Below are 23,930 nucleotides of genomic sequence, written 5' to 3' on the forward strand. Positions count from 1 at the left end.
TAAGAAGTAGAGAGGTATCTAGGTCGTGTCCAAAGAGAAATTTACGCGCACGAAGCCGCATGTGAATGTGGGGACGATTGGTCATGTGGACCATGGGAAGACGACGCTGACGGCGGCCTTGACGAAGGTGGGAGCGGAGCGCTTTGGTGGAGAGTTCAAGGCCTATGATCAAATTGATGCGGCGCCGGAAGAGCGTGCGCGCGGTATCACGATTGCGACGGCGCATGTGGAGTATGAGTCGCCGAACCGGCACTATGCCCATGTTGATTGCCCTGGGCATGCGGACTATGTGAAGAACATGATCACGGGTGCGGCGCAGATGGATGGAGCGATTTTGGTGGTATCGGCAGCGGACGGTCCGATGCCGCAGACGCGGGAGCACATACTGTTGGCGCGTCAGGTGGGTGTGCCGTACATCGTGGTCTTTCTGAACAAGGTGGACATGGTGGACGACCCGGAGCTGTTGGAATTGGTTGAGATGGAGGTGCGCGAGCTGTTGTCGAAGTACGATTTTCCGGGGGACGACACACCGATTGTACGAGGCTCGGCATTGAAGGCGTTGGAAGGGGATCGGAGTGAGATTGGGGTGCCGGCGATTGTGAAGCTGGTGGAAGCGCTGGATGCGTACATACCGGAGCCGAAGCGCGACGTTGACAAGCCGTTCCTGATGCCGATTGAAGACGTATTTTCGATCTCGGGTCGTGGTACGGTGGTGACGGGTCGGATTGAACGCGGCAAGATCAAGGTAGGTGATGAGATCTCGATTGTGGGGCTTCGGGAGACGACGAAGACTACGTGTACGGGTGTTGAGATGTTCCGCAAGCTTCTGGATGAAGGGGTAGCGGGAGACAATGTTGGGGTGCTGTTGCGTGGCACCAAGCGGGAAGAAGTGGAGCGTGGTCAGGTTTTGGCGGCGCCGAACACGATTACGCCGCACACGCATTTTGAGGCGGAGATTTACGTATTGTCGAAGGAGGAGGGTGGACGTCATACGCCATTTTTCAACGGTTATCGGCCGCAGTTTTATTTCCGGACGACGGATGTGACGGGAGCGGTGGAGTTACCGGAAGGCGTGGAGATGGTGATGCCCGGTGACAATGTGAAGATCACGGTGAAATTGATTGCGCCGATCGCGATGGAGGAAGGTTTGCGCTTTGCGGTTCGTGAAGGCGGTCGGACCGTCGGAGCCGGCGTCGTATCCAAGATTTTGGAGTAGTTCCGTGCAGAAGCAGCGAATCAGGATTCGTCTTAAGGCGTTTGACCATCGCTTGATCGATCAGTCCGCCAGCGAGATTGTTGAAACGGCGAAGCGTACCGGTGCTCAGGTGTTAGGGCCTATTCCGTTGCCGACGAAGAAGGAGCGCTATACCGTTCTTATTTCCCCGCACGTAAACAAGGATGCGCGCGATCAATACGAGTTGAGGACGCATAAGCGTCTGATGGATATCGTTGAGCCAACGGATAAGACCGTTGATGCATTGATGAAGCTCGATCTCGCGGCCGGCGTAGACGTACAAATAAAGTTGAATTGACGTATTAGGAGCGATCGATGGCGTTAGGTTTGGTGGGGCGGAAGTGCGGCATGACCCGCATTTACGCCGAAGATGGCTCGGCCGTGCCGGTTTCCGTGATTCATGTGGAGCCGAATCGCATTGTGCAAGTCAAGACTCCGGATACCGACGGTTATCGCGCAATTCAGGTCACGACCGGAGTTAAGAAAAGGTCGCGTTTGTCCCGGCCGGAAGCAGGACACTACGCCAAGGCGGGTGTTGAGGCGGGGCGTGGTCTTTGGGAATTCCGGTTGGCCGATGACGATACGGCTCAGTATTCGGTTGGGTCCGAGTTAGGTGTCGATATATTCGAAGAGGGACAATACGTCGACGTCCGGGGCACAAGCATCGGAAAAGGTTTTGCAGGTGTCGTCAAGCGGCACAATTTTCGAACGCAGGATGCCACACATGGAAATTCGTTGTCCCACCGTGCTCCAGGGTCGATCGGCCAGAATCAGACACCAGGGCGCGTATTCAAGGGTAAGCGGATGGCTGGCCATCTTGGTAACGTCACGGTTACCGTTCAGTCGCTTAAGGTGTGCGCGATCGACAAAGAGCGTTCGTTACTACTGATTAAAGGAGCGGTTCCGGGCGCCAAAGGCTCGGATGTCGTCATTAGCCCGGCTGTTAAGAAGTAAAGAGGGTACTATGGGGTTGCAGATTCCATCGGCGGTCGATGGCGCGGCGGCGCTCGACGTTTCCGAGACCGTATTCGGGCGAGACTACAACGAATCTCTTGTCCATCAGTTGGTAGTTGCATATCTTGCCGGATCGCGGTCTGGTACCAAGGCACAAAAGACACGTTCGGAGGTGAGTGGTGGCGGGGCAAAGCCCTGGCGGCAGAAGGGCAGCGGACGAGCCCGTGCCGGTACCACTCGAAGCCCGCTTTGGCGCACGGGCGGCGTCACGTTTGCCGCGCGTCCTCGGTCTTATGTTCAGAAGCTGAACAAGAAAATGTACCGGGCGGGGATGAGGGCGATTCTTTCCGAATTGCTGAGGCAGGGGCGGTTGGTGGTCTGCGATGATATTTATCCCCCGGCCCCGAAGACCAAGGAGTTTCTAAAGAAGCTCGAACCCATTGGCTTCAATCGTGGCTTGGTGGTTACCGATGCCATGGATGAAAACCTGTTCCTAGCCGCTCGGAATCTCCGAGACATCACAGTTTGTACGGTAAGGTCTTTAAATCCTGTGGCACTTGTGCACAGCGAGAAGGTTATTCTGACATCGCAGGCTGCGAAGCAACTTGAGGACGGCCTAGCATGAGACAGCTGAGATTAATGAATGTCATTGAGGCGCCGATCATTTCCGAAAAAAGTACCGCTGCAGCCGAAAAAGCGCGGCAGATCGCATTTCGTGTGAAGCGGAGTGCAAGCAAACCGGAGATCAAGAAGGCTGTAGAACTTTTGTTCAAGGTCGAAGTTCAGTCCGTGCATGTCCTTAATGTGAGCGGCAAAGTCAAGCGGTCCGGACGCTTTGTAGGTAAGCGGGCGGACTGGAAAAAAGCGTATGTCAAGCTCAAGCCGGGATACGATATCGACTTGTCGGCAGGATAGGCGAGACGCAACTACATCGAACAAAATAACTGCGGGAATATCCGATGGCACTTATTAAATCGAAACCCACGTCCGCAGGCTCACGGTTTGTGGTTCGAGTGCGAACCGAAGGTCTCTATAAGGGTAGACCCTACGCGGGCCTTGTCGAAAAGAAGACGAGAAGTTCAGGCCGGAACAACCAAGGGCGCATCACTACTCGTCATAAGGGAGGCGGTCACAAAAGGTTTTATCGCGTTATCGACTTCAAGCGGGACAAGCTCGATATCCCAGGCAGGGTGGAACGAGTGGAATACGATCCGAACCGGACTGCCCATATCGCACTCGTCGTCTATAAGGATGGTGAACGTCGCTATGTGATCGCGCCCAAGGGAGTGGGTGTCGGTAGCGAGATTTTGTCGTCCGAGTATGCGCCGATCCGCCCAGGCAATTGTCTGCCGATTCGAAATATCCCGATAGGAACTCTCATTCATTGCGTAGAGTTGAAGCCAGGCAAAGGTGCGCAGTTGGCGCGTAGTGGTGGCACCTCGGCCCAGCTGGTGGCAAAGGAAGGAGCTTACGCGACGATAAGGCTTCGCTCGGCGGAAATGCGTAAGGTGCTGGTCGACTGCAAGGCAGTGATCGGTGAGGTGTCTAACCATGAACATAACCTGATTTCCATGGGAAAAGCGGGGGCGGCACGCTGGCGCGGAATTCGTCCTACGGTGCGAGGAGTCGCGATGAACCCCGTTGATCACCCGCATGGTGGTGGTGAAGGCAGAACCTCCGGTGGTAGACACCCAGTATCGCCTTGGGGTGTCCCGACAAAAGGGTATAAGACCCGAAGCAACAAACGCACCGATGCTATGATCGTGCGGCCTCGCAAGCAGAAATAGATAAGAGGTAAGAAACGTGCCACGTTCGATTAAGAAGGGACCGTTTGTGGACCATCACCTGATGAAGAAATTGGCCGAGATGGCGCAATCGGGGACAAAAAGGCCCATTAAGACCTGGTCGCGCCGGTCGATGATAATACCGGAGATGATCGGGTATACCCTGGCGGTCCATAACGGACGCCAACATTTGCCAATCCTCATAACCGACAACATGGTGGGTCACAAGCTTGGAGAGTTCGCCCCGACTCGAACGTATAAAGGTCACCAGGCGGACAAGAAGACGAAGTAGAGGCGGGTAAAATGGCAACAGTAGCGAAGCTGAGCAATACACGGATATCTGCGCAAAAATGCAGGCTCGTGGCGGATCAGATTCGGGGATTGAAAGTTGATCGGGCGCTCGACGTTCTTACCTTTAGTACGAAAAAGTCCGCACGAATTTTGAAAAAAGTGCTTGAATCCGCGATAGCAAACGCAGAGCACAACGACGGTGCTGATGTGGACGAATTAATGGTGAGCGCGATCGAGGTGGCCGAGGGGCCAACGCTGAAGCGCCTTTCGCCACGCGCAAAAGGACGTGCGAACCGGATTCTTAAGCGCACGTGCCATATAACCATTCAGGTCTCAGAACACCGATAAAAGGGCATTTATGGGACAGAAAGTTCACCCGACGGGCATACGGCTCGGCTACATTAAAGACTGGAGTTCGCGGTGGTACGCGTCGAGCAAAGACTACCCAGTCTTTCTTTATAACGATTTGAAGGTTCGGGAGTTCCTTAAGAAAAAGCTAGGGCATGCGTCAATTAGCCGGATCCAAATCAACCGGCCGGCGAATAACGCGCACATTACGATTCACACGGCGCGGCCGGGCCTCGTGATTGGAAAAAAAGGCGAGGATATTGATGCGCTCCGCCGGGATTTGTCGTCGATGATGGGGATCCCTGTACAGATTAGTATTGAGGAAATTCGGAAACCAGAATTAGACGCGCAGCTGGTGGCAGAAGGGGTGGCTCAGCAGCTAGAGAAACGGATTATGTTTCGCCGTGCCATGAAGCGGGCCGTCACGAATACGCTCCGCCTTGGTGCAGAAGGTGTAAAGATCAATGTGGCTGGTCGATTGAACGGCGCTGAAATCGCGCGCAGCGAGTGGTATCGCGAGGGGCGGGTCCCGCTCCACACGTTTCGAGCCGACATCGACTACGGTTTCGCAGAAGCGAAGACCACATATGGCGTTATCGGCGTGAAAGTGTGGATTTTTAAGGGCGAAGTTTTTACGACCTCAGAGAGCGAAGCGAAGAGCATCGCGCCGTCTGAAGCTTAATCGGGGCTAGTCGACCATGTTGCAGCCGAAAAGAACGAAGTACAGAAAACAGCAGAAAGGTAGAAACACGGGGCTGGCCACCAAAGGCAACCGGGTAAGTTTCGGCGAGTTCGGTTTAAAAGCCGTGGAGCGGGGGCGTATTACCGCAAGACAGGTCGAGGCTGCGCGGCGAGCCATTACGCGCCATATTAAACGCGGCGGGAAGATGTGGATTCGGATATTCCCCGATAAACCGATTTCGAAGAAACCTCTCGAAGTTCGGATGGGAAGTGGAAAAGGCAGCGTCGAATACTGGGTTGCGGAAGTCAAGCCGGGTACGATGCTCTATGAACTTGAAGGGGTAAGCGAAGAATTAGCGCGCGAGGCGTTTAGCCTTGCGGCCGCAAAGCTTCCGATAAAAACCACCTTTTCGTTTCGGACGGTTATGTAATGAAAGCCAACGACCTGAGATCGAAAACGCCGGGCGAACTCAAAGATCTGCTGCTTGAGCTTCACCGAGAACAGTTCAATCTGAGAATGCTGAAGGCAACTGGGCAATTGACCAAGCCGGATCAGCTACGGACCATCAGGCGAAATATCGCTAGAGTCAATACGGTTCTGACGGAGAAGAGTGGCGCAGTATGAGCGAAACAGTCAAGGCGCCCCGTACCGTAACGGGGAAGGTGATCAGTTCGAAGATGGACAAGACTATAACCGTGTTGGTGGAACGACTCGTATCCCATCCGGTTTACGGAAAGTATGTTCGAAAGACGAGCAAGTTAATGGCTCACGACGAGAACAACGAGTGCCAGGAGGGTGATGTCGTGGTTGTTTCGTCGACGCGCCCGTTGTCCAAAAGAAAGGTTTGGAAACTCGACAGAATTATTGAGCGGGCGAAGTGAGAGCTGTCAGCACAAAGAGAAAATGTGAGGGGTATTGAAGATGATTCAGATGCAAAGCAACCTGGATGTCGCCGACAACAGCGGAGCAAGAAAGGTCATGTGCATCAAGGTGCTGGGCGGTTCGCATCGCAGGTATGCAAACATCGGCGACGTCATCAAGGTCAGCGTCAAGGATGCCATCCCAAGGGGGCGTGTCAAAAAAGGCGAAGTCTACAACGCTGTAGTCGTTAGAACCAAAAAGGGCGTTCGTCGTGCCGATGGTTCGGTCGTTCGGTTTGACGGGAACGCGGCGGTGTTGCTTAACAATCAACTTCAGCCCATCGGCACCCGCATTTTCGGCCCTGTCACGCGAGAACTGCGCTCGGAAAAATTCATGAAAATCATCTCCCTCGCACCCGAAGTGCTTTAACGAGGAGCCTAGCTTCATGCGAAAGATTAAGAAAGGTGATCAGGTCATCGTAATCGCCGGTAAAGACAAAGGGAAGAGGGGAGTAGTGTTGACAGTGTCGTCCGATAACCGCGTTGTCGTCGAGGGTGTAAACGTGGTGAGGAAACATCAAAAGCCTATTCCGATGAGGGGAATAAGCGGCGGTATCGTAGAAAAACCCATGCCGATACATCGTTCGAACGTTGCATTGTTCAATCCGGCTACGAATAAACCCGACAAGGTGGGCATTAGACTTTTGGCCGATGGTAGGAAGGTTCGATATTTCAAGTCCACCAACGAAGTTATTGACGTTTGATTAGGCGGAAAACAAGTATGGCTAGGCTTCAATCCCTTTACAAAGAAAAGGTAGTTCCGGAGCTAATGAAGCGATTCAACTACCGGTCAGTAATGCAAGTTCCGCGACTGGAAAAAATAACTCTCAACATGGGTGTAGGCGAAGCCGTGGCCGATAAAAAAATCCTCCAGAACGCGATGGATGATCTTCAAAAGATTTCCGGACAAAAGCCTGTTGTGACTACGTCGAGAAAGTCGATCGCAGGCTTCAAGATCAGAGAAGGAATGCCTATAGGCTGCAAAGTCACCCTACGGCGTGATAGGATGTATGAATTTTTAGATCGACTAGTGAACGTTGCCATACCGAGAATTCGGGATTTCCGTGGATTAAACCCACGTTCGTTCGACGGTCGAGGGAACTATAGCATGGGTGTTCGGGAACAGATAATTTTCCCGGAGATCGATTACGACAAGATCGATGCGATAAGGGGTATCGATATAACGATTACGACCTCAGCGGTCAGCGACGAAGAAGCGCGGGCGCTGTTGGAGCAGTTCAAGTTTCCTTTTAGAACGTAAAAACGGCAATGGCAAAAAAATCGATGATTGCGCGCGAGAAGAAGCGTCAGGCGTTGGTGAGCAAGTATTACGAGAGGCGGTCAGCTTTGAAGGCCATCATCAAAAGTGCCTCCGCGACCGAGGAAGAAAAACATCAGGCTCAGCTTAAGCTTCAACAGTTACCCCGCGATGCGTCGCCATGCCGTTTACACAACCGGTGTAGCCTAACCGGGAGACCCCATGGCTTCTATCGAAAGTTCGGACTTGGACGGAACAAGCTACGGGAAGCCGTCATGCGTGGGGATGTGCCCGGCGTAACCAAGGCCAGCTGGTAATGGCTGATTAGCCCGACGAGAACTCGTAAAAAAACCAACCGTTTTTAGCGGAGAATAGAAATGAGTATGACAGACCCGTTGGCTGACATGATTGTCCGCATACGGAACGGGCAAGCCGCCGGAAAAAGTGAGGTCGTTATGCCCTCATCAAAGATAAAGACAGCAGTATGTCGGGTCTTGAAGGACGAAGGATATATCGCGGACTACGAAGTGATAGGCCAAACGGGCGGCAAGGCCGAACTCCGGGTACAGCTGAAATATTACAAAGGGCAGCCGGTGATCGAGTCATTCGAACGAGTTAGCAAACCCGGTCGCCGAATTTATAGATCGAAGGACAAACTACCGGTTGTTTTGGGGGGGCTAGGGACAGCTATCGTCTCTACCTCGAAAGGGGTCATGACCGACAAGGAGGCAAGAGAGGGTGGTCATGGTGGCGAGGTTCTCTGTCTGGTGTCTTAGTCGAGTGTAGGCAATGTCGAGAATTGCAAAAAATCCCATTCGTTTGCCAAAAGGCGTAGAAGCGAACATCGCCGGGGATTCGCTTACCGTGAAAGGGGCAAAAGGTTCGTTGACACGCCGCCTTAGCCCGAAGGTTCACGTTGAGATCGATAGCGGTGCTATAGTGGTCCGAGCCACCAATGGCGGTGATAAGCATTCTAACGCCATGGCCGGTACGACTCGAGCAACCATTGCGAACATGGTCACTGGAGTAAGCGAAGGGTTTGCTCGAAGATTAACGATGGTTGGAGTCGGTTATAGGGCGCAGGCGAATGGTAATGCGCTGAGCCTATCCTTAGGGTTCTCACACCCTGTTGAGATCAGGGCACCGGAAGGGATCACTATTGAAACACCGTCTCAAACCGAGATTGTGGTTAAGGGGTGCGACAAGCAAAGGGTAGGTCAGTTCGCTGCCGACATACGTGCGTATCGGCCGCCGGAGCCTTACAAGGGAAAAGGCATACGGTACGCTGACGAGGAAGTCGTCAGAAAAGAAGCGAAAAAGAAATAGGTGATTGATGGATAAGAAATTGGCGAGACTGAGACGAGCGGCAAAAGCCAGAGCGATCATTAGATCGCTGGGGGTTAACCGTTTGACTGTGCATAAAACCCCACGACACATCTATGCGCAGGTAACGAGTGCCGATGGCGCTCGTGTGTTGGTATCGGCTTCCACCGTGCAAACAGAGATTAAAGGAAATCTGAGGGCGACGGGAAATATAGAGGCAGCGAGAGTAGTTGGCAAAACGATAGCGGAAAGGGCGCTATCGGCGGGAATAACGAACGTTGCCTTCGATCGTTCCGGCTTTAAATATCACGGGCGCATCAAGGCGTTAGCTGACGCGGCGCGCGAAGCGGGCCTTTTGTTTTAGGAGGGCACCATGGCGAATCTAAGTGTCCAGAGCAGCTCATCTGAGGGCTTTCAGGAAAAGCTGGTAGCGGTCCGGCGCGTGGCCAAAGTAGTGAAGGGCGGACGCCAATTTGGGTTCACGGCTCTCACTGTCGTCGGTGACGGAAACGGACGTGTTGGTTACGGATTGTGCAAGGCCCGTGAGGTTCCGGTGGCGATTCAAAAGTCAATGGAACAGGCGCGAAGAAACATGCGCAAAGTCCACCTGAATGGTGATACTTTGCACTACGCGATTACAGCGAGCACAGGCGCTGCAAAGGTTTTCATGCAACCGGCATCTCAAGGTACAGGCATCATCGCAGGCGGGGCGATGCGTGCTGTATTCGAAGTGGCGGGTGTGCACAATGTCCTAGCCAAATGTATCGGCACGAACAACCCGATCAACGTCGTTCGTGCAACCATCAAGGGCCTGTCGGAGATCAAAGACCCGCGATATATTGCGGCAAAGCGCGGGAAATTGACGGAAAGTCGATCGGGGAAAAGTAAATGAGTGAAAAACAGCTCAAAGTTACGCAAATAAGGAGTGCGATCGGGCGGCTGAAGTCCCATAAAGCGTGTCTTCGTGGCCTCGGTATTAGACGGATGCACAAGCCCGTTTATGTCCAGGCAACAGCGGCGAACTATGGAATGATCAACAAGGTTGCTTATTTGCTCGAGGTCGAGGAAATTTAGATGTTTCTCAATTCGATTAAGCCATCCGAAGGCAGCAGAAAAAAGAAAACCCGAGTTGGTCGCGGAATCGGATCTACGCTTGGTAAGACCTGCGGCAAGGGGCATAAAGGCCAAAAGGCACGTGCTGGTGGTTTTCATAAAGTGGGGTTCGAGGGCGGGCAGATGCCGCTTCAGCGCAGACTCCCCAAGATTGGTTTCAAGTCGCGATCGAAAACGTTCTCCGCGGAGGTGCGGTTGAGCGAACTGAATAAGCTTGCCGGCTCGAGGATCGATATCCACGCACTAAAGCTTGCAAATCTGATCCCGGCGCGCGCGCGTTCAGTCAAGGTTATCGACTCTGGCCAATTAAACGCGGCTGTCACTCTCGTCGGCATAAAAGCGACCAAGGGTGCACGCGCGAAAATCGAAGCCGCGGGCGGATCAATTGAGGTATAAGTGAGTACGGCGAATTCTATTTTTACTGACCGATTCGGGAGGCTAACAGAGCTTCGTCAACGGTTGCTGTTCGTCATCGGTGCTCTGGTTGTTTATAGAATCGGGGCACATATCCCGATTCCAGGGGTAGATCCGAAGGCGTTGGCTGCAATGTTCGCGCAGCAGGGCGGATCTATCCTCGATATGGTGAATATGTTTTCGGGGGGCGCACTGAAGCGCCTCAGCATATTTGCGCTCGGTATCATGCCGTATATCTCGGCGTCGATTATCATGCAGCTGATGGCGGGCGTCATTCCAAAGTTGGAGCAAATAAAGAAGGAAGGCGAATCCGGAAGGCGAAAAATCAATCAGTACACCCGGTATGGCACCGTATTTCTTGCGACCTTTCAAGCCATCGGTGTTGGCCTTGCGCTGCAGAATCAATCGGCGTCAGGTGTTCCTGTGGTGATCAGCCCCGGATTCCATTTCATTTTTATAACCGCAGTGTCCCTGGTCTGTGGGACTATATTTTTGATGTGGCTAGGGGAGCAGGTAACCGAGCGGGGAATCGGAAACGGTATTTCCATCATAATCTTTGCCGGTATCGTCGCTGGATTGCCATCGGCTGTCGGGGGCACGCTTGAACTGGCTCGGACCGGGGAGTTGAGTATGATCAGCATACTCGCTCTGTTCGGAATCGCGCTCGGAGTGACCGCGCTCGTTGTTTTCGTGGAGCGTGGACAACGGCGAATCACTATTAATTACGCGAAACGACAAGAAGGGCGGCGGATGTACGCGGCCCATAAGAGCTTTTTGCCGCTGAAATTGAATATGTCGGGCGTAATTCCTCCGATCTTTGCGTCGAGTATAATCCTGTTCCCCGCGACACTCGCCGGCTGGTTCGGTAATAGCAAGAGCCTCGCTTGGCTGCAGGATATCGCGACCACATTATCGCCCGGTCAGCCGCTGTATGTCATTTGTTACGCGGCAGCGATCGTATTTTTCTGCTTTTTTTACGCCGCTTTGGTCTTCAATTCCAACGAAACGGCGGAAAATCTTAAGAAATCAGGTGCTTTCATACCCGGTGTGAGGCCCGGTCAACAGACGGCGGCATATATCGACGCTGTGATGACCCGTTTAACACTGGCAGGGGCGATTTATATAACGGCAGTATGCTTATTGCCCGAATTTCTCATCCTCTATTGGAATGTGCCATTTTATTTCGGCGGAACGTCTCTGCTTATCATTGTGGTTGTTGTAATGGATTTTATGTCGCAAATTCAAACCTATATTATCTCGCATCAGTATGAAGGGTTGCTGAAGAAATCGAATATCAAGCTCAGTTAGTCTGGTGCTAGTGTTAAGCGGTCAATCTATATCAGGGGAATTTCAATGAAGGTTCGTGCCTCGGTTAAGAAAATTTGCCGAAACTGTAAGGTTCTGAAGAGGAAAGGGGTTGTTCGCATTATATGTAAGGACGCGCGTCACAAGCAGCGTCAAGGCTAGGTTTAAGATGGCCTATTTTTACGTCAGATGATATGATGCGAGATTCAGCCCGATTCCAAGATGAAGTGGAGGCAGGATAAATGGCACGAATTGCGGGAGTAAATATTCCCGATCATAAGCACCTGGTCATTTCGCTTACAGCGATTTACGGAATTGGTCGATCCAGGGCGGCTTTAATTTGTCAAAATGCCGGAGTGAATCCGGCAGCTAAAGTCAGAGAATTGGCTGACAGCGATATTGAGCGTATCCGCGAGGAAGTTGCGAAGTTCGTGGTAGAAGGAGATCTGCGGCGCGAGACGGCAATGAATATTAAGCGGTTAATGGATCTGGGGTGCTATCGTGGTTTACGGCACCGACGCGGTTTGCCGGTCAGGGGGCAGCGAACGCGGACAAACGCGCGAACCCGAAAGGGTCCGCGTCGACCGATTCGCAAGTGATCGCTAAAAAGTTCGAGGTAAGACATCACTATGGCTTCATCTAGTCGTCCGGCAAAACGGATTAAAAGAGATATTTCCGACGGGGTTGTTCATATCAGCGCGTCTTTCAATAACACGATAATTACCGTTACGGATCGTAAAGGTAACGCGCTCGCGTGGGCTACCGCGGGAGCCTCCGGATTCCGAGGGTCTCGAAAAAGTACGCCTTTCGCGGCTCAGGTTGCTGCGGAAAAGGTCGGGAATATAATCAAGGATTTTGGCGTGAGAAATTTGGACGTCCGAATTAAAGGTCCGGGGCCGGGCCGCGAGTCGGCGGTCAGGACGCTGAATAACATGGGCTTTAAGATCACGAACATTATTGACAACACGCCGATACCGCACAACGGATGTCGTCCTCCGAAAAGGCGCCGGGTATAAGCAGAGGGGTAAAGAATGGCTAGATATCTAGGGCCAAAGTGTAAGCTTAGTCGAAGAGAAGGGACCGATCTGTTTCTTAAGGCGCGGGGCAAATCGCTGGAGGGAAAGTGCAAGTTGGACCAGCAGCCGGGGCAGCACGGCCAGAAGCGTGCTCGCATGTCCGATTACGCCATTCAGCTCCGGGAAAAGCAGAAACTACGTAGGATCTACGGTGTCCTGGAGCGTCAATTCCGAAATTACTATAAGACGGCTTCGCGCAGGAAAGGTTCGACAGGCGAGAATTTATTATCTCTGCTCGAATGCCGTTTAGACAATGTCGTCTACCGCATGGGGTTTGCTTCGACCAGAGCCGAGGCGCGACAGCTGGTCAGCCATAAGGCAATTATGGTCAACGACAGAGTATTGAATGTGCCGTCTTATCAAGTCATGCCGGGAGATGTGATCAGCGTTCGGGAGAAGGCGAAAAATCAGATGAGGATTAAGGATGCGCTGCAGGTCCTGGAACAGTACGGATTTCCTAGCTGGGTTGACGTTGATCCGAAGCAAATGCGAGGCGTATTTAAGTCGGTACCGGAGCGTAGCGATTTGGGTTCTGAAATAAACGAACAGCTGGTTGTCGAGTTGTACTCCAAATAATTGTTGGCCCGATTCGATGCAAAACTACTTAGCGAATTTAATTAAGCCGCGACTGGTTGACGTTAATCCTATTGATCGCAACAGCGCGCGGATCGTAATCGAGCCACTCGAAAGAGGGTTCGGTCACACGCTCGGGAATGCGCTGAGACGGGTACTACTTTCGTCAATACCCGGCTGGGCAGTCACGGAAGTGACGATAGAAGGTGTATTGCACGAATACTCGACCATTGACGGCGTGCAAGAGGACGTTATTGATATCCTCCTAAATCTTAAAAACCTCGCTATTCGCATTCCCGGTGGGCAAGAGGCAACGCTTAGGTTAAATAAAACAGGGCCTGGAAAGGTCACGGCAGCTGACATCGAGCTTACGCATGATGCGGAAATTTTCAACCCGGAACTCGAAATCGCGAATCTGACCCATTCGGGGAAGTTAAGCATGACCCTGAAGGTTGAAAAAGGTCGCGGTTATCAACCGGTCGGCGCCCGCAGTGCGGGACAAATGGAGTCGGCTGTCGGCGTGCTTAGAATCGACGCGTCGTTCAGTCCGATTCGTCGGGTGTCCTATCTGGTGGAGAATGCACGTGTCGAGCAGCGGACGGATTTGGATAAGCTCATCCTCGAGCTCGAGACAAACGGCACGGTTGACCCGGAAGAGGCTGTTCGTCAAGCGGCAACAATCTTGAATGAGCATTTGTCGGTGTTTGTTGCTCTTAAGAGCGAAGAGACACCAAAGGTTAGCGAGGAAAAACCGCGATTCGATCCGCTTTTGCTAAGATCGGTTGATGATTTGGAATTGACCGTACGGTCAGCGAACTGCTTGAAAGCGGAAAACATATTTTACATCGGCGATCTGATTCAAAGAACAGAAGTGGATTTGTTGAAAACGCCGAACCTTGGAAAGAAGTCGCTGACCGAGATTAAAGACGTTTTAGCTACAAAAGGGTTGTCGCTCGGCATGCGACTTGAGAATTGGCCCCCGGAGGGTCTTAAACGAGAGCAACAAGACTCCTAAAAATTGTTTGGTATTACAAATGCGGCATCGTAATTCGGGTAGAAAACTAAACATCACCGGTAGTCACAGGAAAGCGGTGTTTCGGAATCTCACGGCATCGTTGATTCGTCACGAAATCATTCAGACTACGTTGCCCAAAGCGAAGGAGATCAGGCGGTTTGCTGAGCCTCTGATAACGCTGTCGAAGAATAATAGCGTGGCCGCACGCCGAATTGCATTTGCACGTATTCGGGATCGCCGAGCCGTCGTTAAACTCTTCGATGAGCTCGGGCCGCGATTCAAGGATCGCCCGGGTGGTTACTTGAGAATCTTGAAGTGCGGCTTCCGCAAGGGTGACGCCACCCCGATGGCGTACGTAGAGCTTGTCGACCGCGTGAACAGATAAGCTTCAAACGGTCGAGGTGAATGAGGTAAAAGCGGCTCTACCCAAGCGTTGCTCCATGTCTACCTCCCTCGGTACGGGGAGGTCGCTTCGACCGGGGTCGGTAGCATATTCGATGCGGGTCCTTGAACAGAAAGCGCGGTTATGCAGGTATTTCGACCTGCGTAATCGCCCCCTCATAAACGGAAACTTCGACATCAAATAAACTTTGCGCGAGAGATGTCGGGCATCCGGCCGAAACCCCTCATTATGGGGATTCTGAACGTAACTCCAGACAGTTTTTCTGACGGCGGAAAATATTGTTCACCGGACGCCGCCCTGGCGCACGCGCAAAATATGGTGTCTGAGGGTGCGGATATTATCGACATCGGGGGTGAGTCCACCCGGCCTGGCTCAGAGCCTGTTAGCGAGAGAGAACAACTCGCGCGAATCATTCCGGTCATCAAGACGCTGCGGACCCATTTACCTGCGAACGTAATGCTAAGTGTCGATACGACAAGGAGCCGAGTCGCTCAGGAGGCATTGGCCGCCGGGGCGAATATGCTAAACGACATTTCGGCTGGCAGGGATGACCCCGATATGTTTACAGTAGCAGCAAAGGCAGGCGTGCCAATCGCGCTTATGCATATGCGAGGCAAACCGAAGAACATGCAAGACAATCCGGAATATGAGGATGTCGTCGAAGAGGTATTGAAATTTTTGGTGGAAAGGGCGGAGGTTGCCAAAGCCGCGGGTGTTGCCTCGGAAAATATTATCATTGATCCAGGTATTGGATTTGGGAAGCGAAAAGAGCACAACCTTAGGTTGATAAGAGAACTGTCCCGTTTTGTAGCAACGGGCTACAAAGTTCTACTCGGGGCGAGTCGGAAGCGCTTTATGGGGGCGATTTGTGGAGAGACGCGGCCGATGGAATTGGTTGGGGCGACTATCGCAACAACGGTGCTCGGCGTATCGGCCGGGGTGACGATGTTTCGAGTACACGATGTAAAGGCTAATCGTCAGGCTGCGGATGTCACAGCTGCGGTTTTGCAGATGTGATGTAGTTCCGCAGGTTGTCATCCGGTGATTATACTCGGCTAACGCCGGTCAATTGGTAGAGGGATAATACGCGGTTAGACAGCGGTGGTCATGCCGCTTGGACTGGAATGGCATGACTTGAACGGACGATCTGGTTATTTTCCCCTAAATAAATCAGCGTGGGTTTATAGCCTATAAGCTCGTTTTGATTCAGGCCGACATAGGCACATATGATTACCAAGTCGCCCGGAGCGGCAAGTCGGGCGGCCGCACCGTTAACAGAAATTATGCCTGATCCCTCTTGAGCACGGATCGCATAAGTCGTAAACCGTTCACCATTATTGATGTTATAAATCTGAATTTGCTCGTATTCCTTGATGCCTGAGCAATCGAGTAGCAAACCGTCAATGGCACAAGAGCCCTCATATTCGAGTTCAGAGTGTGTCACTCGAGCTCTATGTAACTTTGCTTTAAGCATCATCGTTTGCATACGTTCAACCTGGGCGTAGGCTCGTTAAATCTGGGAATTATCCGTAAAATCTACGGACCTAGCAACCCCGCACCGACCTAGTGCCCAAAAGAAGAGCGTACTACCCGTGATAGTGACAGAATTTCGCAATCAAAGTGCCGTCATTTCGTGTATCGTTGGATTGACCCTGTGATGGTGACCAGCGGCCGACGGCAAAAACCGGTTGACGACTCATGGCAGTGGAACGAAACGGTCGCTCGGGGCGATAAAAGCGACCTATCGTGTGCATGCTTTCTTTATGAGGAGGTCCGAGCAAGTCGAGTCGGTACAGGGTTCGGCGAGCTCACCATGTACGGAATCAAAAGGTTCCGTTCGTGTTGAGCCTGTCGAAGGACTTAATCAAAGCTTCCTTAACGTACCCAGGACCATGGACATCAAGTTCGCGCAGTACGTCCCAACTTATCGGCTATGTTTTGGTCTTAAATTGCAGCAGAGATTTCGGTTCGTTAGCGAAAAGTCTGTTTGGAGAATGGGCGTTATGATTTGATGACCGGCTATCAACATCTGGAATCGTACATCCGTGTCGCTCTGACAATACGGGCGGGTATCCCGGAAGTTTTGAGCGATTGAGTTTTATTAGTTTCTTGCAGATAAGAGTCCGCTGAAAACATGTAGGAGAAGATCGATGGGTATAGGCGTCTGGGAATTGCTGCTCCTCTTCCTGATTGTGCTGTTGTTGTTCGGCACCAAGCGGTTACGAAATATCGGTAGCGATCTAGGGTCGGCGATAAAGAGTTTTCGTAATGCGATGAGCGAAGGGGACGACGAGAAACCGGGGCGAACGATCGACGGAGAGGCTGTCCACGAAAACAAGGATAAGCCCTGACCGTAATGCAAAAAGCATGTTCGACATAGGCTTTTGGGAATTGGTTCTAGTTGGCGTTGTGTCGCTTCTGGTGTTTGGTCCGGAGCGTCTTCCTAAAGTTGCTAGGGAAGTCGCACTTTGGATTCGTAGGGCTAGAGCGATGGCCAATTCGGTCAAGCAAGAGATTGACCGTGAGCTTCAATTGGAGGAACTGCGTCAATCATTGCTAGAAGAAAAGCGGAAAGTGGAGTTGCTATCCATGCCGGTTCGGCACAATCAGAAGGAGAATCAGGAGCCCAAAGCCGATTCGGACGACGCGGACGAGAAAGTGATTGCTTCTAAGAGCAGCGATGGCGAACCGTAACAAGCAAGGTCAGCAACAGATAGAAGAAGACATCGAGCAGCCCTTTATTTCTCATCTGGTGGAATTGCGGGACAGGTTGCTGCGCTGCATTTTCGTAGTTTTATTCGTCTTTCTGAGCATGGCTTATTTTGCCAATGACATTTACGCCTATTTGGCCGGGCCGCTCATGAAGCATTTGCCGCCGGGGTCGCAAATGATTGCGATCGATGTCGCCTCGCCATTCCTGACGCCTTTCAAACTCACTTTGGTGGCGGCGGTATTTTTGTCGGTGCCTTATATTCTCTACCAGGCTTGGGCTTTTGTTGCTCCAGGTTTATACGCGCATGAGCGCCGATTGGTTCTGCCGCTTCTGGTTACGAGTACAGTGCTGTTTTACGGCGGTATGGCGTTCGCCTACTATGTCGTCTTTCCCTTGATCTTCGGGTTTCTCACCGCTACGGCGCCGGACGGTGTCGCGGTAATGACGGACATCACGCATTACCTGGATTTCGTACTGACCTTGTTCTTCGCTTTCGGCGTGTCGTTTGAAGTTCCGATAGCGACCATCGTCCTGATCTGGAGCGGCATCTCGACGCGTGAAAGCCTGTCCGAAAAACGCCCGTACATCATTGTGGCCGCGTTCGTCATCGGAATGGTACTTTCTCCGCCGGATGTAGTGTCACAATGTCTTCTCGCAGTACCGATCTGGCTGCTGTTCGAGCTGGGACTGGTGTTTTCCAGGTTGTTCCGGCCCAGACGGGCAGAGCAGCTCGTAGAACTACAGGACGAGTAGACTCAAATCTTGGGGTACCCACCCGCTGTCGCTGTCTACCCTCGTGATGATTTTTCTGTTTACGGATTTTGGCACCGAAGGACCTTATCTGGGACAAATGGAAGCGGTGCTGCGATTGCAGGCTCCGGGCGTCGATATCGTAAACCTCGTCAGCAACGCGCCAATGGGCGAACCCCGCTGGAGTTCGTACTTACTGGCCGCCCTGTGCAGGCAACTTCCCGTCGGGAGCGTGTTTCTGGCCGTGGTCGATCCCGGTGTCGGCGGCGAACGGTTGCCGGTTGTTCTGCATGCGGATGGACGGTGGTTCGTTGGGCCGGACAACGGTCTCTTGAATACGGTGGCGGTACATTCGAATGAAACGCACTGGCGGATCATCGAATGGCGCCCAACATCGCTTTCGTCGAGTTTCCACGGCCGTGACCTTTTCGCCCCTATTACGGCACGTATCGCCAATCACGATTTCAGCTGGAGCAGCCGTGACTATCAAAAACCGGGTTTGGATGAATGGCCGTCGGACATCTCCGAAATCGTCTATTTCGATCATTATGGCAATGCCATAACAGGGCTACGTCACAGAAAGGAGTACGACGGCATGGCGCTTCGTGTGAACGGCCAGCGATTGGCTCAAGCGAACACCTTTTGTTCGGTGCCTGTCGGGCAGGCCTTCTGGTATCGAAATTCGATGGGACTGGTCGAGATCGCTGTTAACCGTGGCCGCGCCGACCGCGAGCTAGGGCTTTCGCTCGGCACGCTCATTTCGTTCGAGTCGTAGGGGCACCGACGGCTGGGGACGCGTTGCGTTTATACTCTTCGAGAAAAGTTAGTACGCGTCGACGGTTGTTCTCTTGTCCAAAGGTGCCGATGTGGGGGCCGCGAGTGATCCAGAGCGCCTTTGGTTCGCCGGCTGCTTCGAACAGCGCGGCGCTATGGCGGGCGGGTACGATATCGTCGGTCTCGCTGCAGATGATGAGTAGCGGCAACGGCGACAGCTTGGCGATATTTTTGATCGGACTGTAATCGTCCGGCATCAGGAGCGAGAGCGGATATTGGAGCGGCCAGGTCACGGGGAATAGGGCAAGTTTTTCACGGGTAAGTTCGCGATAGCTTGCAAACGGCGCGTCCAGGACGATCGCAGATAGCCGAGCGCGGGCTTCTGGATTCGCACCTACGAAATAGGCCCCTAGGGTCGCTCCCAGGCTTTGGCCTAAGAGGTACAAGTCTCTGTCGGCTACGCGCGGTTCGCTCAAGAGCCATCGAAAGCCGGTGGCGACATCGGTCAGCACATCCGGCAGATCGGGCGAGCCTTCGGATAAGCCGTAGCCGCGGTAATCGAGGAGAAAAACTTGGTATCCCTGACCCGGCAACCAGGCGACGCTATGAATGTGAGTGCTGATGTTTTCAGCGTTGCCGTGCAGGAAGAATATGGTTCCGCGCGGTTCATTCTGCGCTGACAAGAACCAGCCGTGCAATTTAACGCCATCCGGTGTGGTTAGGTTGACGTCTTCGTATTCGAGACCGAGTGTTTTGGGCGTCAGCCGCATTGTTTGGTCCGGGTAAAAGAGAAGGCTGGCGCATCCGGAAAGACTAAAGGCGAGCGGGATAATCAAAAGAATCCCGAACGAGCGCCGGGACATGTCACGTCTCCGTCAGGGCCGGTTGTACAAGGTGCGGCACAAACTTTATCAGTCTCTCAAAAATACCGGCGCACCGACAACAGGAACTCGCTTGCATAGGCGTTTTCTCCCCGTTCCCGGCCAAGACGCAGGTTGAGTGCGTAATCCCGGCCCAGGTTTACGGTGTGATCCAGGTGAAGTCCGCCCGCACAATAGTCATCATCTACGACATAGCAGACGATTCGGAAGTCAATGAATCCCTGGCCTCCGAAACCCTGATACAGCCAGCCGAATCGAGATCCTAGGCCGACATCGACGCCCGGCTGAGTGGCGTCGCTCGCTTCCAGTGTAGTGTTCACCAGGCCGAAGATGAGCCCGCTGCCGATGCCGTAGCTCAGACCCATTCCTCCATCCAAATAACCCACCAGTGGGCGACTCGATTCAAGTAGTTTTCGTCGGGCACCGAGGCTGACGGTCCAGGATAAAGGCTTGATGAACTCGGTGCGAGGTGTCAACGATGCGATATCGATCACATCGACAGCTTCAATCTGGAATCTATCGTCTTCGTAATAACGGAAGCTGGCATCGAGGAACTTGATCTGAGCACCTAGTCGATAGCCGGCGAGAGGATCCGTCAGATCATGATAGGCCGAGCGCAGTCGGAATGAGCCGAAAGCCTTATGGTCGAAAAAACCGAAGCCGAGATCAGCACGCCACGGTTTGTGTCCCTCGTCGTCCCGTGTCGAGGGACGACGAGGAGGTTTTAACAGTGAATCGGCATCGATTCGGCTGCGGGCCGCCAGGAGTTTATAACTTAGGCCTGCAACACTTTCCCTAGGCAATTTGTCGGACAAAGCTCGGTAACGCAATGATTCATAAGCGACTTCCAAGGTAGCCGCTTGTTCCGAGGCCGACAGTTTATTGAGTGCATCGCTGTTTACAGCGACTTTACCAGCAGCTAACCGTTGGGCTAGATCTCTCTGTTCGGAGGTGAGCTGGCGGGTATGTTCGTTCAGAACGGTTGCAGCGGATGCGCGGTATTCCACATGATCCACTAGTCCCGCATCGACGACAGCGCGCACAGTATCCGAAGGGATAGCACGATGGGGAAACTTCTCTCGAAGTCCAAGACCCGGGCGTGCTACGTCCAATAGGCTGAGAATGCGAAAAGAACAGTTTTCTCCAATGAAATAATAGTCAAAGCGGATGGGGCGAATCTCCCAAACGTGACGGACCAGTTGCGCGGTTTCGTCGGGTGTCAGGTTCAGGGCGTATTCCCAAATGTCGCGGTTCTCGAAATCGCTGTATTCCTTCACCTTGTCATAATACGGCTGCACCGATATAACACCTGGATAACCGCCAAACAAACCTCGATAAGCGTAGAACAGTTCGTTGTCGGCAGGATTTACGTCAGCCGCATAATTGATGGTATAAGCCAAGAGACGCGCGTCTTCATCCTGATTTTCTCCGTCCAGGCGCAGAAAAGTATGCCCGAACATGGATGACGGACTGTTCAGGTACGAGGCAGGGAAGATCAGGCTAACCGAGTGGGCGTTCAACGTTTCGGCCCATTCCGAAAACGCTTTGCAGTCGCTGTTCGATGTCGGCGAGCCGGCGAAACCGAGGCGGCTTTTCAACCAATGATAGCGGGCAGGAAAACGGCACCGAGGGTGATGATCTCCGCCTCCCGGCGCGAAGTAAGCCAGAATGGTGGCGGACAATTCGGCTTCGGGGTCGTGTTGTCCCGACTCAGCAAGAAAAAAGGCCGGGTCATCGGCGTCACTGACCCAGTTTCCCAAGCCGTTGCGTCGGTAATGGCCTAGGGCCAACCAGGCCGGATCATCATACAAACGCATCGCGCGCGCCTTTCGAATCAGCATCAAGGGATTTTCAGACTCGAAGGCGCCGAAAGCGGCTGTCGGAAGCGTTAGAGCCGCAAGCAGGCACAAGACCGATTTCACGGGCGAAGAAGAGAGGCGCTTCAGCTTTTCTGGCAGCGCCTCATTTTGTCCGGGATTTAGCCGACGTATTTCGACAGTATAGGGTCGGACTTCATCACAACGATCAAAGCATCCATGACTTCATCGCTGGTGACGGAGTCTCGGGGAAAAATCACGGCAAAGTGCTTCTTGAGCAGTGCATAGAAGGCCGGCCGGTCTTCTTTTGCAATGCCCATGACTTCGGAGAGTCCGGCAAGCGTTTCGCCGGAACCGCGAGACATGTCCTCGGCCAATTTGGTCATGTTGGCGCCGATGTAAACGCGTCCGCCCCTGTAGCGAATGGGCTGCTCAGCGTCGCAGCCATTAGTGCCCGACGATAAGCCGAAGGTATTGTTGCCAAAGCTGCCGTTGGTCGTAACGGCGAGCACGTGAGCGCCGACGCCGCTGTTACCGTCGAACAGCAAGGCACCCCAGCCGCAACCGCTAGCGCCGTCTCCCCTCGGGCCCGCGCCTTGGACATGGTTGGTCGAGTGGGCCAGCATAGGGCCGATTAACAACAGACCACCGATCACGATCGTCATCTTCTTCATTGGAATTCTCCTTGAGGTTGTTGAACGTGGACTGACATCGGGCGCACGAAAGCGATCCGCCTTTTACCCTTAATACCAGATTGTGGCGAAGCTTGTAAATTTATCCGCCGGTTGCGTATAGTTTTTGAAGAAAAGTTTTCCGATTCGAATAAAATCACATGGCAAACAGGCCATTGACGATATATCAAGACGAATCCGCTTCCAAAGCCTTCGAATCCACCCAACCACTTTATACGTCGATCCAGCATTTCAGCGAAACCCGTGTAATTGCGATTGATAGGGGCCGTTCCATATCGTTGGGAGAATATTGGCGGGAAGTCACGAGTCTTGCGGCAAATCTTCCCAATCGACCTTACATGGTCAATCTGTGCGAAAACCGCTACCGGTTTCTCGTCGCTTTTGCGGCGGCCCTTATCAGGGGGCAGGTCAATCTCTTACCGCCGAGTCGCGCGCCCAAGGTGTTACAGCGGGTGGCGGAGCAATTTCCCCAGCTGTATTGCTTGACCGATGGTTCGGACGTTCCCGAAGGACTGGATGAGGTCGTCCGCTACGATGATCGTGTCCCGCAACTGATATCGGTGCGGGACGCTTGCATTTTCGACATCCCCGGAGAGCGGGTTGCCGCGATTGCTTTCACATCAGGAAGCACCGGCCATCCGCAGCCTCATGTCAAAACCTGGAGGACCTTTTGTGAAAGCGCGAAACTGATTGGTGCGGCGTTAGGCTTGGCGAAGCATCGATTGGTTACCGTGGTTGCGACTGTCCCTCCGCAGCACATGTACGGTCTCGAGACTAGTATCCTGCTGCCATTCTGCCTAGACGAGGTGGCGCTGTATTCTGGGAGGCCTTTTTTCCCGGCCGACATCGGAGCGGCTCTGGAACAGTGCCCAAAGCCACGAATGCTCGTGACAACACCGGTACATATTCGAGCTCTCGTCGAGGCGGGAGAAAAACTGCCGGACATCGAGCTCATCGTGTCGGCAACGGCACCACTTTCCCGCGACTGGGCGCTCAAGGCAGAAACCCTGTTTCAAACCCGCGTGCTGGAAATATACGGCTGTACGGAAGCAGGCTCGATCGCCTTCCGCCGTACAACCGTGGATGACCTGTGGCAGGCGTTCGATGGTGTGCGTTTTCAAAGCAAAGCCGAAGAATCTTGGGTCGAAGCGGAGCACCTTCCCGAACCTGTCGTGCTGAACGATGTGATCGAATGTCACAGCACTCGGCGTTTCAGGCTCCTGGGGCGCAGTGCGGACCTCGTCAACATCGCCGGTAAGCGCACGTCCATCGGGGCGCTGAATAGCGTACTGAACGAGATCGAAGGGGTTCGGGATGGGGTCTTCTTTTTGCCAGACGGACCTGAAGCGAGCGTTCGCCTAATCGCTTTCGCCGTGGCGCCGAGTATGACCAAGGATGACCTAATGGCGGAATTGCGGGCCCGCCTCGACCCGGTTTTTCTACCTCGGCCATTGTATCTATTAGACGAGTTGCCTCGCTCCGAGACCGGCAAATTGCCCCGGCAAGTTTTGGCGGAACTGGCGGATAAACTTGCAAAGACGTGACGAGGTGGTTCGTTCCCGGTGCTCGGTCGAGTACGCGTGGCTTTTGTGATACCAAAACCCAGCCAA

General features: G+C 53.2%; 39 protein-coding genes. 35 read left to right on the forward strand and 4 right to left on the reverse strand.

What is annotated here, in order from left to right:
- Positions 1–25 precede the first annotated feature (25 nt).
- From tuf to folP, 30 genes are all read left to right on the forward strand, one after another.
- Positions 26–1,216: an elongation factor Tu gene (gene tuf, locus QEN43_RS14905; protein ID WP_026609161.1), complete on the forward strand. Its 1,191-nt coding sequence runs from the start codon at positions 26–28 to the stop codon at positions 1,214–1,216.
- A gap of 4 nt (positions 1,217–1,220) precedes the next feature.
- Positions 1,221–1,532, forward strand: a complete 312-nt coding sequence (gene rpsJ / locus QEN43_RS14910) for a 30S ribosomal protein S10 (protein WP_026609162.1) — start codon at positions 1,221–1,223, stop codon at positions 1,530–1,532.
- A gap of 17 nt (positions 1,533–1,549) precedes the next feature.
- Entirely contained in the window at positions 1,550–2,188 is a 639-nt protein-coding gene (gene rplC, locus QEN43_RS14915) for a 50S ribosomal protein L3 (protein WP_026609163.1), read from the forward strand.
- Between the two features lie 10 nt (positions 2,189–2,198).
- A complete protein-coding gene (rplD, locus tag QEN43_RS14920) occupies positions 2,199–2,813 on the forward strand; it encodes a 50S ribosomal protein L4 (RefSeq protein ID WP_026609164.1) in 615 nt (204 codons plus the stop codon).
- Entirely contained in the window at positions 2,810–3,103 is a 294-nt protein-coding gene (gene rplW / locus QEN43_RS14925) for a 50S ribosomal protein L23 (RefSeq protein WP_026609165.1), read from the forward strand. The genes rplD and rplW overlap by 4 nt, the downstream gene beginning before the upstream one ends.
- Positions 3,104–3,147: 44 nt before the next feature.
- A complete protein-coding gene (rplB, locus tag QEN43_RS14930; RefSeq protein ID WP_084161619.1) occupies positions 3,148–3,975 on the forward strand; it encodes a 50S ribosomal protein L2 in 828 nt (275 codons plus the stop codon).
- A gap of 16 nt (positions 3,976–3,991) precedes the next feature.
- Positions 3,992–4,264 (forward strand): 30S ribosomal protein S19, encoded by a 273-nt coding sequence (gene rpsS, locus QEN43_RS14935; protein WP_026609167.1) that lies wholly within the window; start codon positions 3,992–3,994, stop codon positions 4,262–4,264.
- A gap of 11 nt (positions 4,265–4,275) precedes the next feature.
- Complete coding sequence (gene rplV, locus QEN43_RS14940; RefSeq protein WP_026609168.1) at positions 4,276–4,611, forward strand: 50S ribosomal protein L22; 336 nt, start codon at positions 4,276–4,278, stop codon at positions 4,609–4,611.
- 10 nt (positions 4,612–4,621) lie between these two features.
- Entirely contained in the window at positions 4,622–5,293 is a 672-nt protein-coding gene (rpsC, locus tag QEN43_RS14945) for a 30S ribosomal protein S3 (protein WP_026609169.1), read from the forward strand.
- A gap of 16 nt (positions 5,294–5,309) precedes the next feature.
- On the forward strand, positions 5,310–5,723 hold the full coding sequence (gene rplP, locus QEN43_RS14950; protein WP_026609170.1) for a 50S ribosomal protein L16: 414 nt from the start codon (positions 5,310–5,312) through the stop codon (positions 5,721–5,723).
- Complete coding sequence (gene rpmC / locus QEN43_RS14955) at positions 5,723–5,917, forward strand: 50S ribosomal protein L29 (RefSeq protein WP_026609171.1); 195 nt, start codon at positions 5,723–5,725, stop codon at positions 5,915–5,917. Before rplP ends, rpmC begins: the two co-directional genes overlap by 1 nt.
- Complete coding sequence (rpsQ, locus tag QEN43_RS14960; protein WP_026609172.1) at positions 5,914–6,174, forward strand: 30S ribosomal protein S17; 261 nt, start codon at positions 5,914–5,916, stop codon at positions 6,172–6,174. Before rpmC ends, rpsQ begins: the two co-directional genes overlap by 4 nt.
- A gap of 40 nt (positions 6,175–6,214) precedes the next feature.
- The gene (rplN, locus tag QEN43_RS14965) at positions 6,215–6,583 is read left to right on the forward strand and encodes a 50S ribosomal protein L14 (protein ID WP_026609173.1); all 369 of its coding nucleotides are present in this window, start codon (positions 6,215–6,217) and stop codon (positions 6,581–6,583) included.
- Positions 6,584–6,599: 16 nt separating this feature from the next.
- On the forward strand, positions 6,600–6,917 hold the full coding sequence (gene rplX / locus QEN43_RS14970) for a 50S ribosomal protein L24 (protein WP_026609174.1): 318 nt from the start codon (positions 6,600–6,602) through the stop codon (positions 6,915–6,917).
- Between the two features lie 17 nt (positions 6,918–6,934).
- Positions 6,935–7,474: a 50S ribosomal protein L5 gene (rplE, locus tag QEN43_RS14975; protein WP_026609175.1), complete on the forward strand. Its 540-nt coding sequence runs from the start codon at positions 6,935–6,937 to the stop codon at positions 7,472–7,474.
- A gap of 8 nt (positions 7,475–7,482) precedes the next feature.
- Positions 7,483–7,788: a 30S ribosomal protein S14 gene (gene rpsN, locus QEN43_RS14980; RefSeq protein ID WP_026609176.1), complete on the forward strand. Its 306-nt coding sequence runs from the start codon at positions 7,483–7,485 to the stop codon at positions 7,786–7,788.
- 60 nt (positions 7,789–7,848) lie between these two features.
- Entirely contained in the window at positions 7,849–8,247 is a 399-nt protein-coding gene (gene rpsH / locus QEN43_RS14985; RefSeq protein WP_026609177.1) for a 30S ribosomal protein S8, read from the forward strand.
- A 13-nt stretch (positions 8,248–8,260) separates the two neighbouring features.
- Complete coding sequence (rplF, locus tag QEN43_RS14990) at positions 8,261–8,797, forward strand: 50S ribosomal protein L6 (protein WP_026609178.1); 537 nt, start codon at positions 8,261–8,263, stop codon at positions 8,795–8,797.
- A gap of 7 nt (positions 8,798–8,804) precedes the next feature.
- Positions 8,805–9,158, forward strand: coding sequence for a 50S ribosomal protein L18 (gene rplR / locus QEN43_RS14995; RefSeq protein ID WP_026609179.1), 354 nt, complete (start codon positions 8,805–8,807; stop codon positions 9,156–9,158).
- 9 nt (positions 9,159–9,167) lie between these two features.
- Complete coding sequence (gene rpsE / locus QEN43_RS15000) at positions 9,168–9,686, forward strand: 30S ribosomal protein S5 (RefSeq protein ID WP_026609180.1); 519 nt, start codon at positions 9,168–9,170, stop codon at positions 9,684–9,686.
- On the forward strand, positions 9,683–9,868 hold the full coding sequence (gene rpmD, locus QEN43_RS15005; protein WP_026609181.1) for a 50S ribosomal protein L30: 186 nt from the start codon (positions 9,683–9,685) through the stop codon (positions 9,866–9,868). The genes rpsE and rpmD overlap by 4 nt, the downstream gene beginning before the upstream one ends.
- Positions 9,869–10,303 (forward strand): 50S ribosomal protein L15, encoded by a 435-nt coding sequence (rplO, locus tag QEN43_RS15010; protein ID WP_026609182.1) that lies wholly within the window; start codon positions 9,869–9,871, stop codon positions 10,301–10,303. It abuts the gene before it with no gap.
- Entirely contained in the window at positions 10,304–11,629 is a 1,326-nt protein-coding gene (secY, locus tag QEN43_RS15015; RefSeq protein WP_317963376.1) for a preprotein translocase subunit SecY, read from the forward strand.
- Between the two features lie 45 nt (positions 11,630–11,674).
- Positions 11,675–11,788: a 50S ribosomal protein L36 gene (gene rpmJ, locus QEN43_RS15020; protein WP_084161621.1), complete on the forward strand. Its 114-nt coding sequence runs from the start codon at positions 11,675–11,677 to the stop codon at positions 11,786–11,788.
- Positions 11,789–11,868: 80 nt separating this feature from the next.
- On the forward strand, positions 11,869–12,225 hold the full coding sequence (gene rpsM / locus QEN43_RS15025; RefSeq protein WP_026609184.1) for a 30S ribosomal protein S13: 357 nt from the start codon (positions 11,869–11,871) through the stop codon (positions 12,223–12,225).
- A 30-nt stretch (positions 12,226–12,255) separates the two neighbouring features.
- Entirely contained in the window at positions 12,256–12,642 is a 387-nt protein-coding gene (gene rpsK / locus QEN43_RS15030) for a 30S ribosomal protein S11 (protein ID WP_026609185.1), read from the forward strand.
- Positions 12,643–12,657: 15 nt separating this feature from the next.
- The gene (gene rpsD, locus QEN43_RS15035) at positions 12,658–13,278 is read left to right on the forward strand and encodes a 30S ribosomal protein S4 (protein WP_317963377.1); all 621 of its coding nucleotides are present in this window, start codon (positions 12,658–12,660) and stop codon (positions 13,276–13,278) included.
- 16 nt (positions 13,279–13,294) lie between these two features.
- Positions 13,295–14,290, forward strand: coding sequence for a DNA-directed RNA polymerase subunit alpha (locus QEN43_RS15040; RefSeq protein ID WP_026609187.1), 996 nt, complete (start codon positions 13,295–13,297; stop codon positions 14,288–14,290).
- A 19-nt stretch (positions 14,291–14,309) separates the two neighbouring features.
- Positions 14,310–14,675 carry a 50S ribosomal protein L17 gene (rplQ, locus tag QEN43_RS15045; RefSeq protein ID WP_026609188.1) on the forward strand — a complete coding sequence of 122 codons (366 nt, stop codon included), beginning with the start codon at positions 14,310–14,312 and terminating at the stop codon, positions 14,673–14,675.
- Between the two features lie 246 nt (positions 14,676–14,921).
- Positions 14,922–15,710: a dihydropteroate synthase gene (gene folP / locus QEN43_RS15050; RefSeq protein WP_317963378.1), complete on the forward strand. Its 789-nt coding sequence runs from the start codon at positions 14,922–14,924 to the stop codon at positions 15,708–15,710.
- Positions 15,711–15,798: 88 nt separating this feature from the next.
- Here the strand turns inward: folP and panD are convergent, their stop codons facing one another.
- The gene (gene panD, locus QEN43_RS15055) at positions 15,799–16,179 is read right to left on the reverse strand and encodes an aspartate 1-decarboxylase (RefSeq protein WP_026609190.1); all 381 of its coding nucleotides are present in this window, start codon (positions 16,177–16,179) and stop codon (positions 15,799–15,801) included.
- A gap of 664 nt (positions 16,180–16,843) precedes the next feature.
- Between panD and tatA the strand changes: the two genes are divergently transcribed.
- The 4 genes from tatA to QEN43_RS15075 are packed head-to-tail and all read left to right on the forward strand — an operon-like array spanning position 16,844 to position 18,931.
- The gene (tatA, locus tag QEN43_RS15060) at positions 16,844–17,044 is read left to right on the forward strand and encodes a twin-arginine translocase TatA/TatE family subunit (protein WP_026609192.1); all 201 of its coding nucleotides are present in this window, start codon (positions 16,844–16,846) and stop codon (positions 17,042–17,044) included.
- A 16-nt stretch (positions 17,045–17,060) separates the two neighbouring features.
- Positions 17,061–17,387 carry a Sec-independent protein translocase protein TatB gene (gene tatB / locus QEN43_RS15065; RefSeq protein ID WP_084161622.1) on the forward strand — a complete coding sequence of 109 codons (327 nt, stop codon included), beginning with the start codon at positions 17,061–17,063 and terminating at the stop codon, positions 17,385–17,387.
- Complete coding sequence (tatC, locus tag QEN43_RS15070) at positions 17,374–18,159, forward strand: twin-arginine translocase subunit TatC (RefSeq protein ID WP_051331424.1); 786 nt, start codon at positions 17,374–17,376, stop codon at positions 18,157–18,159. Before tatB ends, tatC begins: the two co-directional genes overlap by 14 nt.
- 46 nt (positions 18,160–18,205) lie before the next feature.
- On the forward strand, positions 18,206–18,931 hold the full coding sequence (locus tag QEN43_RS15075) for an SAM hydrolase/SAM-dependent halogenase family protein (protein WP_026609195.1): 726 nt from the start codon (positions 18,206–18,208) through the stop codon (positions 18,929–18,931).
- Here the strand turns inward: QEN43_RS15075 and QEN43_RS15080 are convergent.
- The 3 genes from QEN43_RS15080 to QEN43_RS15090 form a co-directional block, all read right to left on the reverse strand.
- Positions 18,912–19,793 carry an alpha/beta hydrolase gene (locus QEN43_RS15080; RefSeq protein WP_051331425.1) on the reverse strand — a complete coding sequence of 294 codons (882 nt, stop codon included), beginning with the start codon at positions 19,791–19,793 and terminating at the stop codon, positions 18,912–18,914. The two genes, QEN43_RS15075 and QEN43_RS15080, sit on opposite strands and share 20 nt — an antisense overlap.
- A gap of 56 nt (positions 19,794–19,849) precedes the next feature.
- A complete protein-coding gene (locus tag QEN43_RS15085; RefSeq protein WP_156912642.1) occupies positions 19,850–21,652 on the reverse strand; it encodes an Lnb N-terminal periplasmic domain-containing protein in 1,803 nt (600 codons plus the stop codon).
- 137 nt (positions 21,653–21,789) lie between these two features.
- Entirely contained in the window at positions 21,790–22,302 is a 513-nt protein-coding gene (locus QEN43_RS15090; RefSeq protein ID WP_026609196.1) for a DUF3015 domain-containing protein, read from the reverse strand.
- Positions 22,303–22,460: 158 nt separating this feature from the next.
- Between QEN43_RS15090 and QEN43_RS15095 the strand changes: the two genes are divergently transcribed.
- Positions 22,461–23,864, forward strand: a complete 1,404-nt coding sequence (locus QEN43_RS15095; protein WP_051331427.1) for an AMP-binding protein — start codon at positions 22,461–22,463, stop codon at positions 23,862–23,864.
- Positions 23,865–23,930: the final 66 nt, after the last annotated feature.

The organism is Methylocaldum szegediense, from assembly GCF_949769195.1.
Classification (GTDB): Bacteria; Pseudomonadota; Gammaproteobacteria; order Methylococcales; family Methylococcaceae; genus Methylocaldum; species Methylocaldum szegediense.

What these genes read in the sequence shown, in the direction of transcription:
- panD (WP_026609190.1), bottom strand. Translation starts at nt 16,179, where the DNA reads ATGCAAACGATGATGCTTAAAGCAAAGTTACATAGAGCTCGAGTGACA.
- rpsQ (WP_026609172.1), top strand. Translation starts at nt 5,914, where the DNA reads ATGAGCGAAACAGTCAAGGCGCCCCGTACCGTAACGGGGAAGGTGATC.
- rplR (WP_026609179.1), top strand. Translation starts at nt 8,805, where the DNA reads ATGGATAAGAAATTGGCGAGACTGAGACGAGCGGCAAAAGCCAGAGCG.
- rplB (WP_084161619.1), top strand. Translation starts at nt 3,148, where the DNA reads ATGGCACTTATTAAATCGAAACCCACGTCCGCAGGCTCACGGTTTGTG.
- rpmC (WP_026609171.1), top strand. Translation starts at nt 5,723, where the DNA reads ATGAAAGCCAACGACCTGAGATCGAAAACGCCGGGCGAACTCAAAGAT.
- rplO (WP_026609182.1), top strand. Translation starts at nt 9,869, where the DNA reads ATGTTTCTCAATTCGATTAAGCCATCCGAAGGCAGCAGAAAAAAGAAA.
- tatA (WP_026609192.1), top strand. Translation starts at nt 16,844, where the DNA reads ATGGGTATAGGCGTCTGGGAATTGCTGCTCCTCTTCCTGATTGTGCTG.
- rplQ (WP_026609188.1), top strand. Translation starts at nt 14,310, where the DNA reads ATGCGGCATCGTAATTCGGGTAGAAAACTAAACATCACCGGTAGTCAC.
- rpsK (WP_026609185.1), top strand. Translation starts at nt 12,256, where the DNA reads ATGGCTTCATCTAGTCGTCCGGCAAAACGGATTAAAAGAGATATTTCC.
- rpsE (WP_026609180.1), top strand. Translation starts at nt 9,168, where the DNA reads ATGGCGAATCTAAGTGTCCAGAGCAGCTCATCTGAGGGCTTTCAGGAA.
- rpmJ (WP_084161621.1), top strand. Translation starts at nt 11,675, where the DNA reads ATGAAGGTTCGTGCCTCGGTTAAGAAAATTTGCCGAAACTGTAAGGTT.
- QEN43_RS15040 (WP_026609187.1), top strand. Translation starts at nt 13,295, where the DNA reads ATGCAAAACTACTTAGCGAATTTAATTAAGCCGCGACTGGTTGACGTT.
- QEN43_RS15080 (WP_051331425.1), bottom strand. Translation starts at nt 19,793, where the DNA reads ATGTCCCGGCGCTCGTTCGGGATTCTTTTGATTATCCCGCTCGCCTTT.
- rplD (WP_026609164.1), top strand. Translation starts at nt 2,199, where the DNA reads ATGGGGTTGCAGATTCCATCGGCGGTCGATGGCGCGGCGGCGCTCGAC.
- rpsH (WP_026609177.1), top strand. Translation starts at nt 7,849, where the DNA reads ATGAGTATGACAGACCCGTTGGCTGACATGATTGTCCGCATACGGAAC.
- rplC (WP_026609163.1), top strand. Translation starts at nt 1,550, where the DNA reads ATGGCGTTAGGTTTGGTGGGGCGGAAGTGCGGCATGACCCGCATTTAC.
- rpsN (WP_026609176.1), top strand. Translation starts at nt 7,483, where the DNA reads ATGGCAAAAAAATCGATGATTGCGCGCGAGAAGAAGCGTCAGGCGTTG.
- rplW (WP_026609165.1), top strand. Translation starts at nt 2,810, where the DNA reads ATGAGACAGCTGAGATTAATGAATGTCATTGAGGCGCCGATCATTTCC.
- QEN43_RS15075 (WP_026609195.1), top strand. Translation starts at nt 18,206, where the DNA reads ATGATTTTTCTGTTTACGGATTTTGGCACCGAAGGACCTTATCTGGGA.
- tatB (WP_084161622.1), top strand. Translation starts at nt 17,061, where the DNA reads ATGTTCGACATAGGCTTTTGGGAATTGGTTCTAGTTGGCGTTGTGTCG.
- rplN (WP_026609173.1), top strand. Translation starts at nt 6,215, where the DNA reads ATGATTCAGATGCAAAGCAACCTGGATGTCGCCGACAACAGCGGAGCA.
- rpmD (WP_026609181.1), top strand. Translation starts at nt 9,683, where the DNA reads ATGAGTGAAAAACAGCTCAAAGTTACGCAAATAAGGAGTGCGATCGGG.
- rpsD (WP_317963377.1), top strand. Translation starts at nt 12,658, where the DNA reads ATGGCTAGATATCTAGGGCCAAAGTGTAAGCTTAGTCGAAGAGAAGGG.
- rplV (WP_026609168.1), top strand. Translation starts at nt 4,276, where the DNA reads ATGGCAACAGTAGCGAAGCTGAGCAATACACGGATATCTGCGCAAAAA.
- QEN43_RS15090 (WP_026609196.1), bottom strand. Translation starts at nt 22,302, where the DNA reads ATGAAGAAGATGACGATCGTGATCGGTGGTCTGTTGTTAATCGGCCCT.
- rplX (WP_026609174.1), top strand. Translation starts at nt 6,600, where the DNA reads ATGCGAAAGATTAAGAAAGGTGATCAGGTCATCGTAATCGCCGGTAAA.
- rplP (WP_026609170.1), top strand. Translation starts at nt 5,310, where the DNA reads ATGTTGCAGCCGAAAAGAACGAAGTACAGAAAACAGCAGAAAGGTAGA.
- rplF (WP_026609178.1), top strand. Translation starts at nt 8,261, where the DNA reads ATGTCGAGAATTGCAAAAAATCCCATTCGTTTGCCAAAAGGCGTAGAA.
- QEN43_RS15085 (WP_156912642.1), bottom strand. Translation starts at nt 21,652, where the DNA reads ATGCTGATTCGAAAGGCGCGCGCGATGCGTTTGTATGATGATCCGGCC.
- rpsC (WP_026609169.1), top strand. Translation starts at nt 4,622, where the DNA reads ATGGGACAGAAAGTTCACCCGACGGGCATACGGCTCGGCTACATTAAA.
- rplE (WP_026609175.1), top strand. Translation starts at nt 6,935, where the DNA reads ATGGCTAGGCTTCAATCCCTTTACAAAGAAAAGGTAGTTCCGGAGCTA.
- rpsM (WP_026609184.1), top strand. Translation starts at nt 11,869, where the DNA reads ATGGCACGAATTGCGGGAGTAAATATTCCCGATCATAAGCACCTGGTC.
- folP (WP_317963378.1), top strand. Translation starts at nt 14,922, where the DNA reads ATGGGGATTCTGAACGTAACTCCAGACAGTTTTTCTGACGGCGGAAAA.
- tatC (WP_051331424.1), top strand. Translation starts at nt 17,374, where the DNA reads ATGGCGAACCGTAACAAGCAAGGTCAGCAACAGATAGAAGAAGACATC.
- QEN43_RS15095 (WP_051331427.1), top strand. Translation starts at nt 22,461, where the DNA reads ATGGCAAACAGGCCATTGACGATATATCAAGACGAATCCGCTTCCAAA.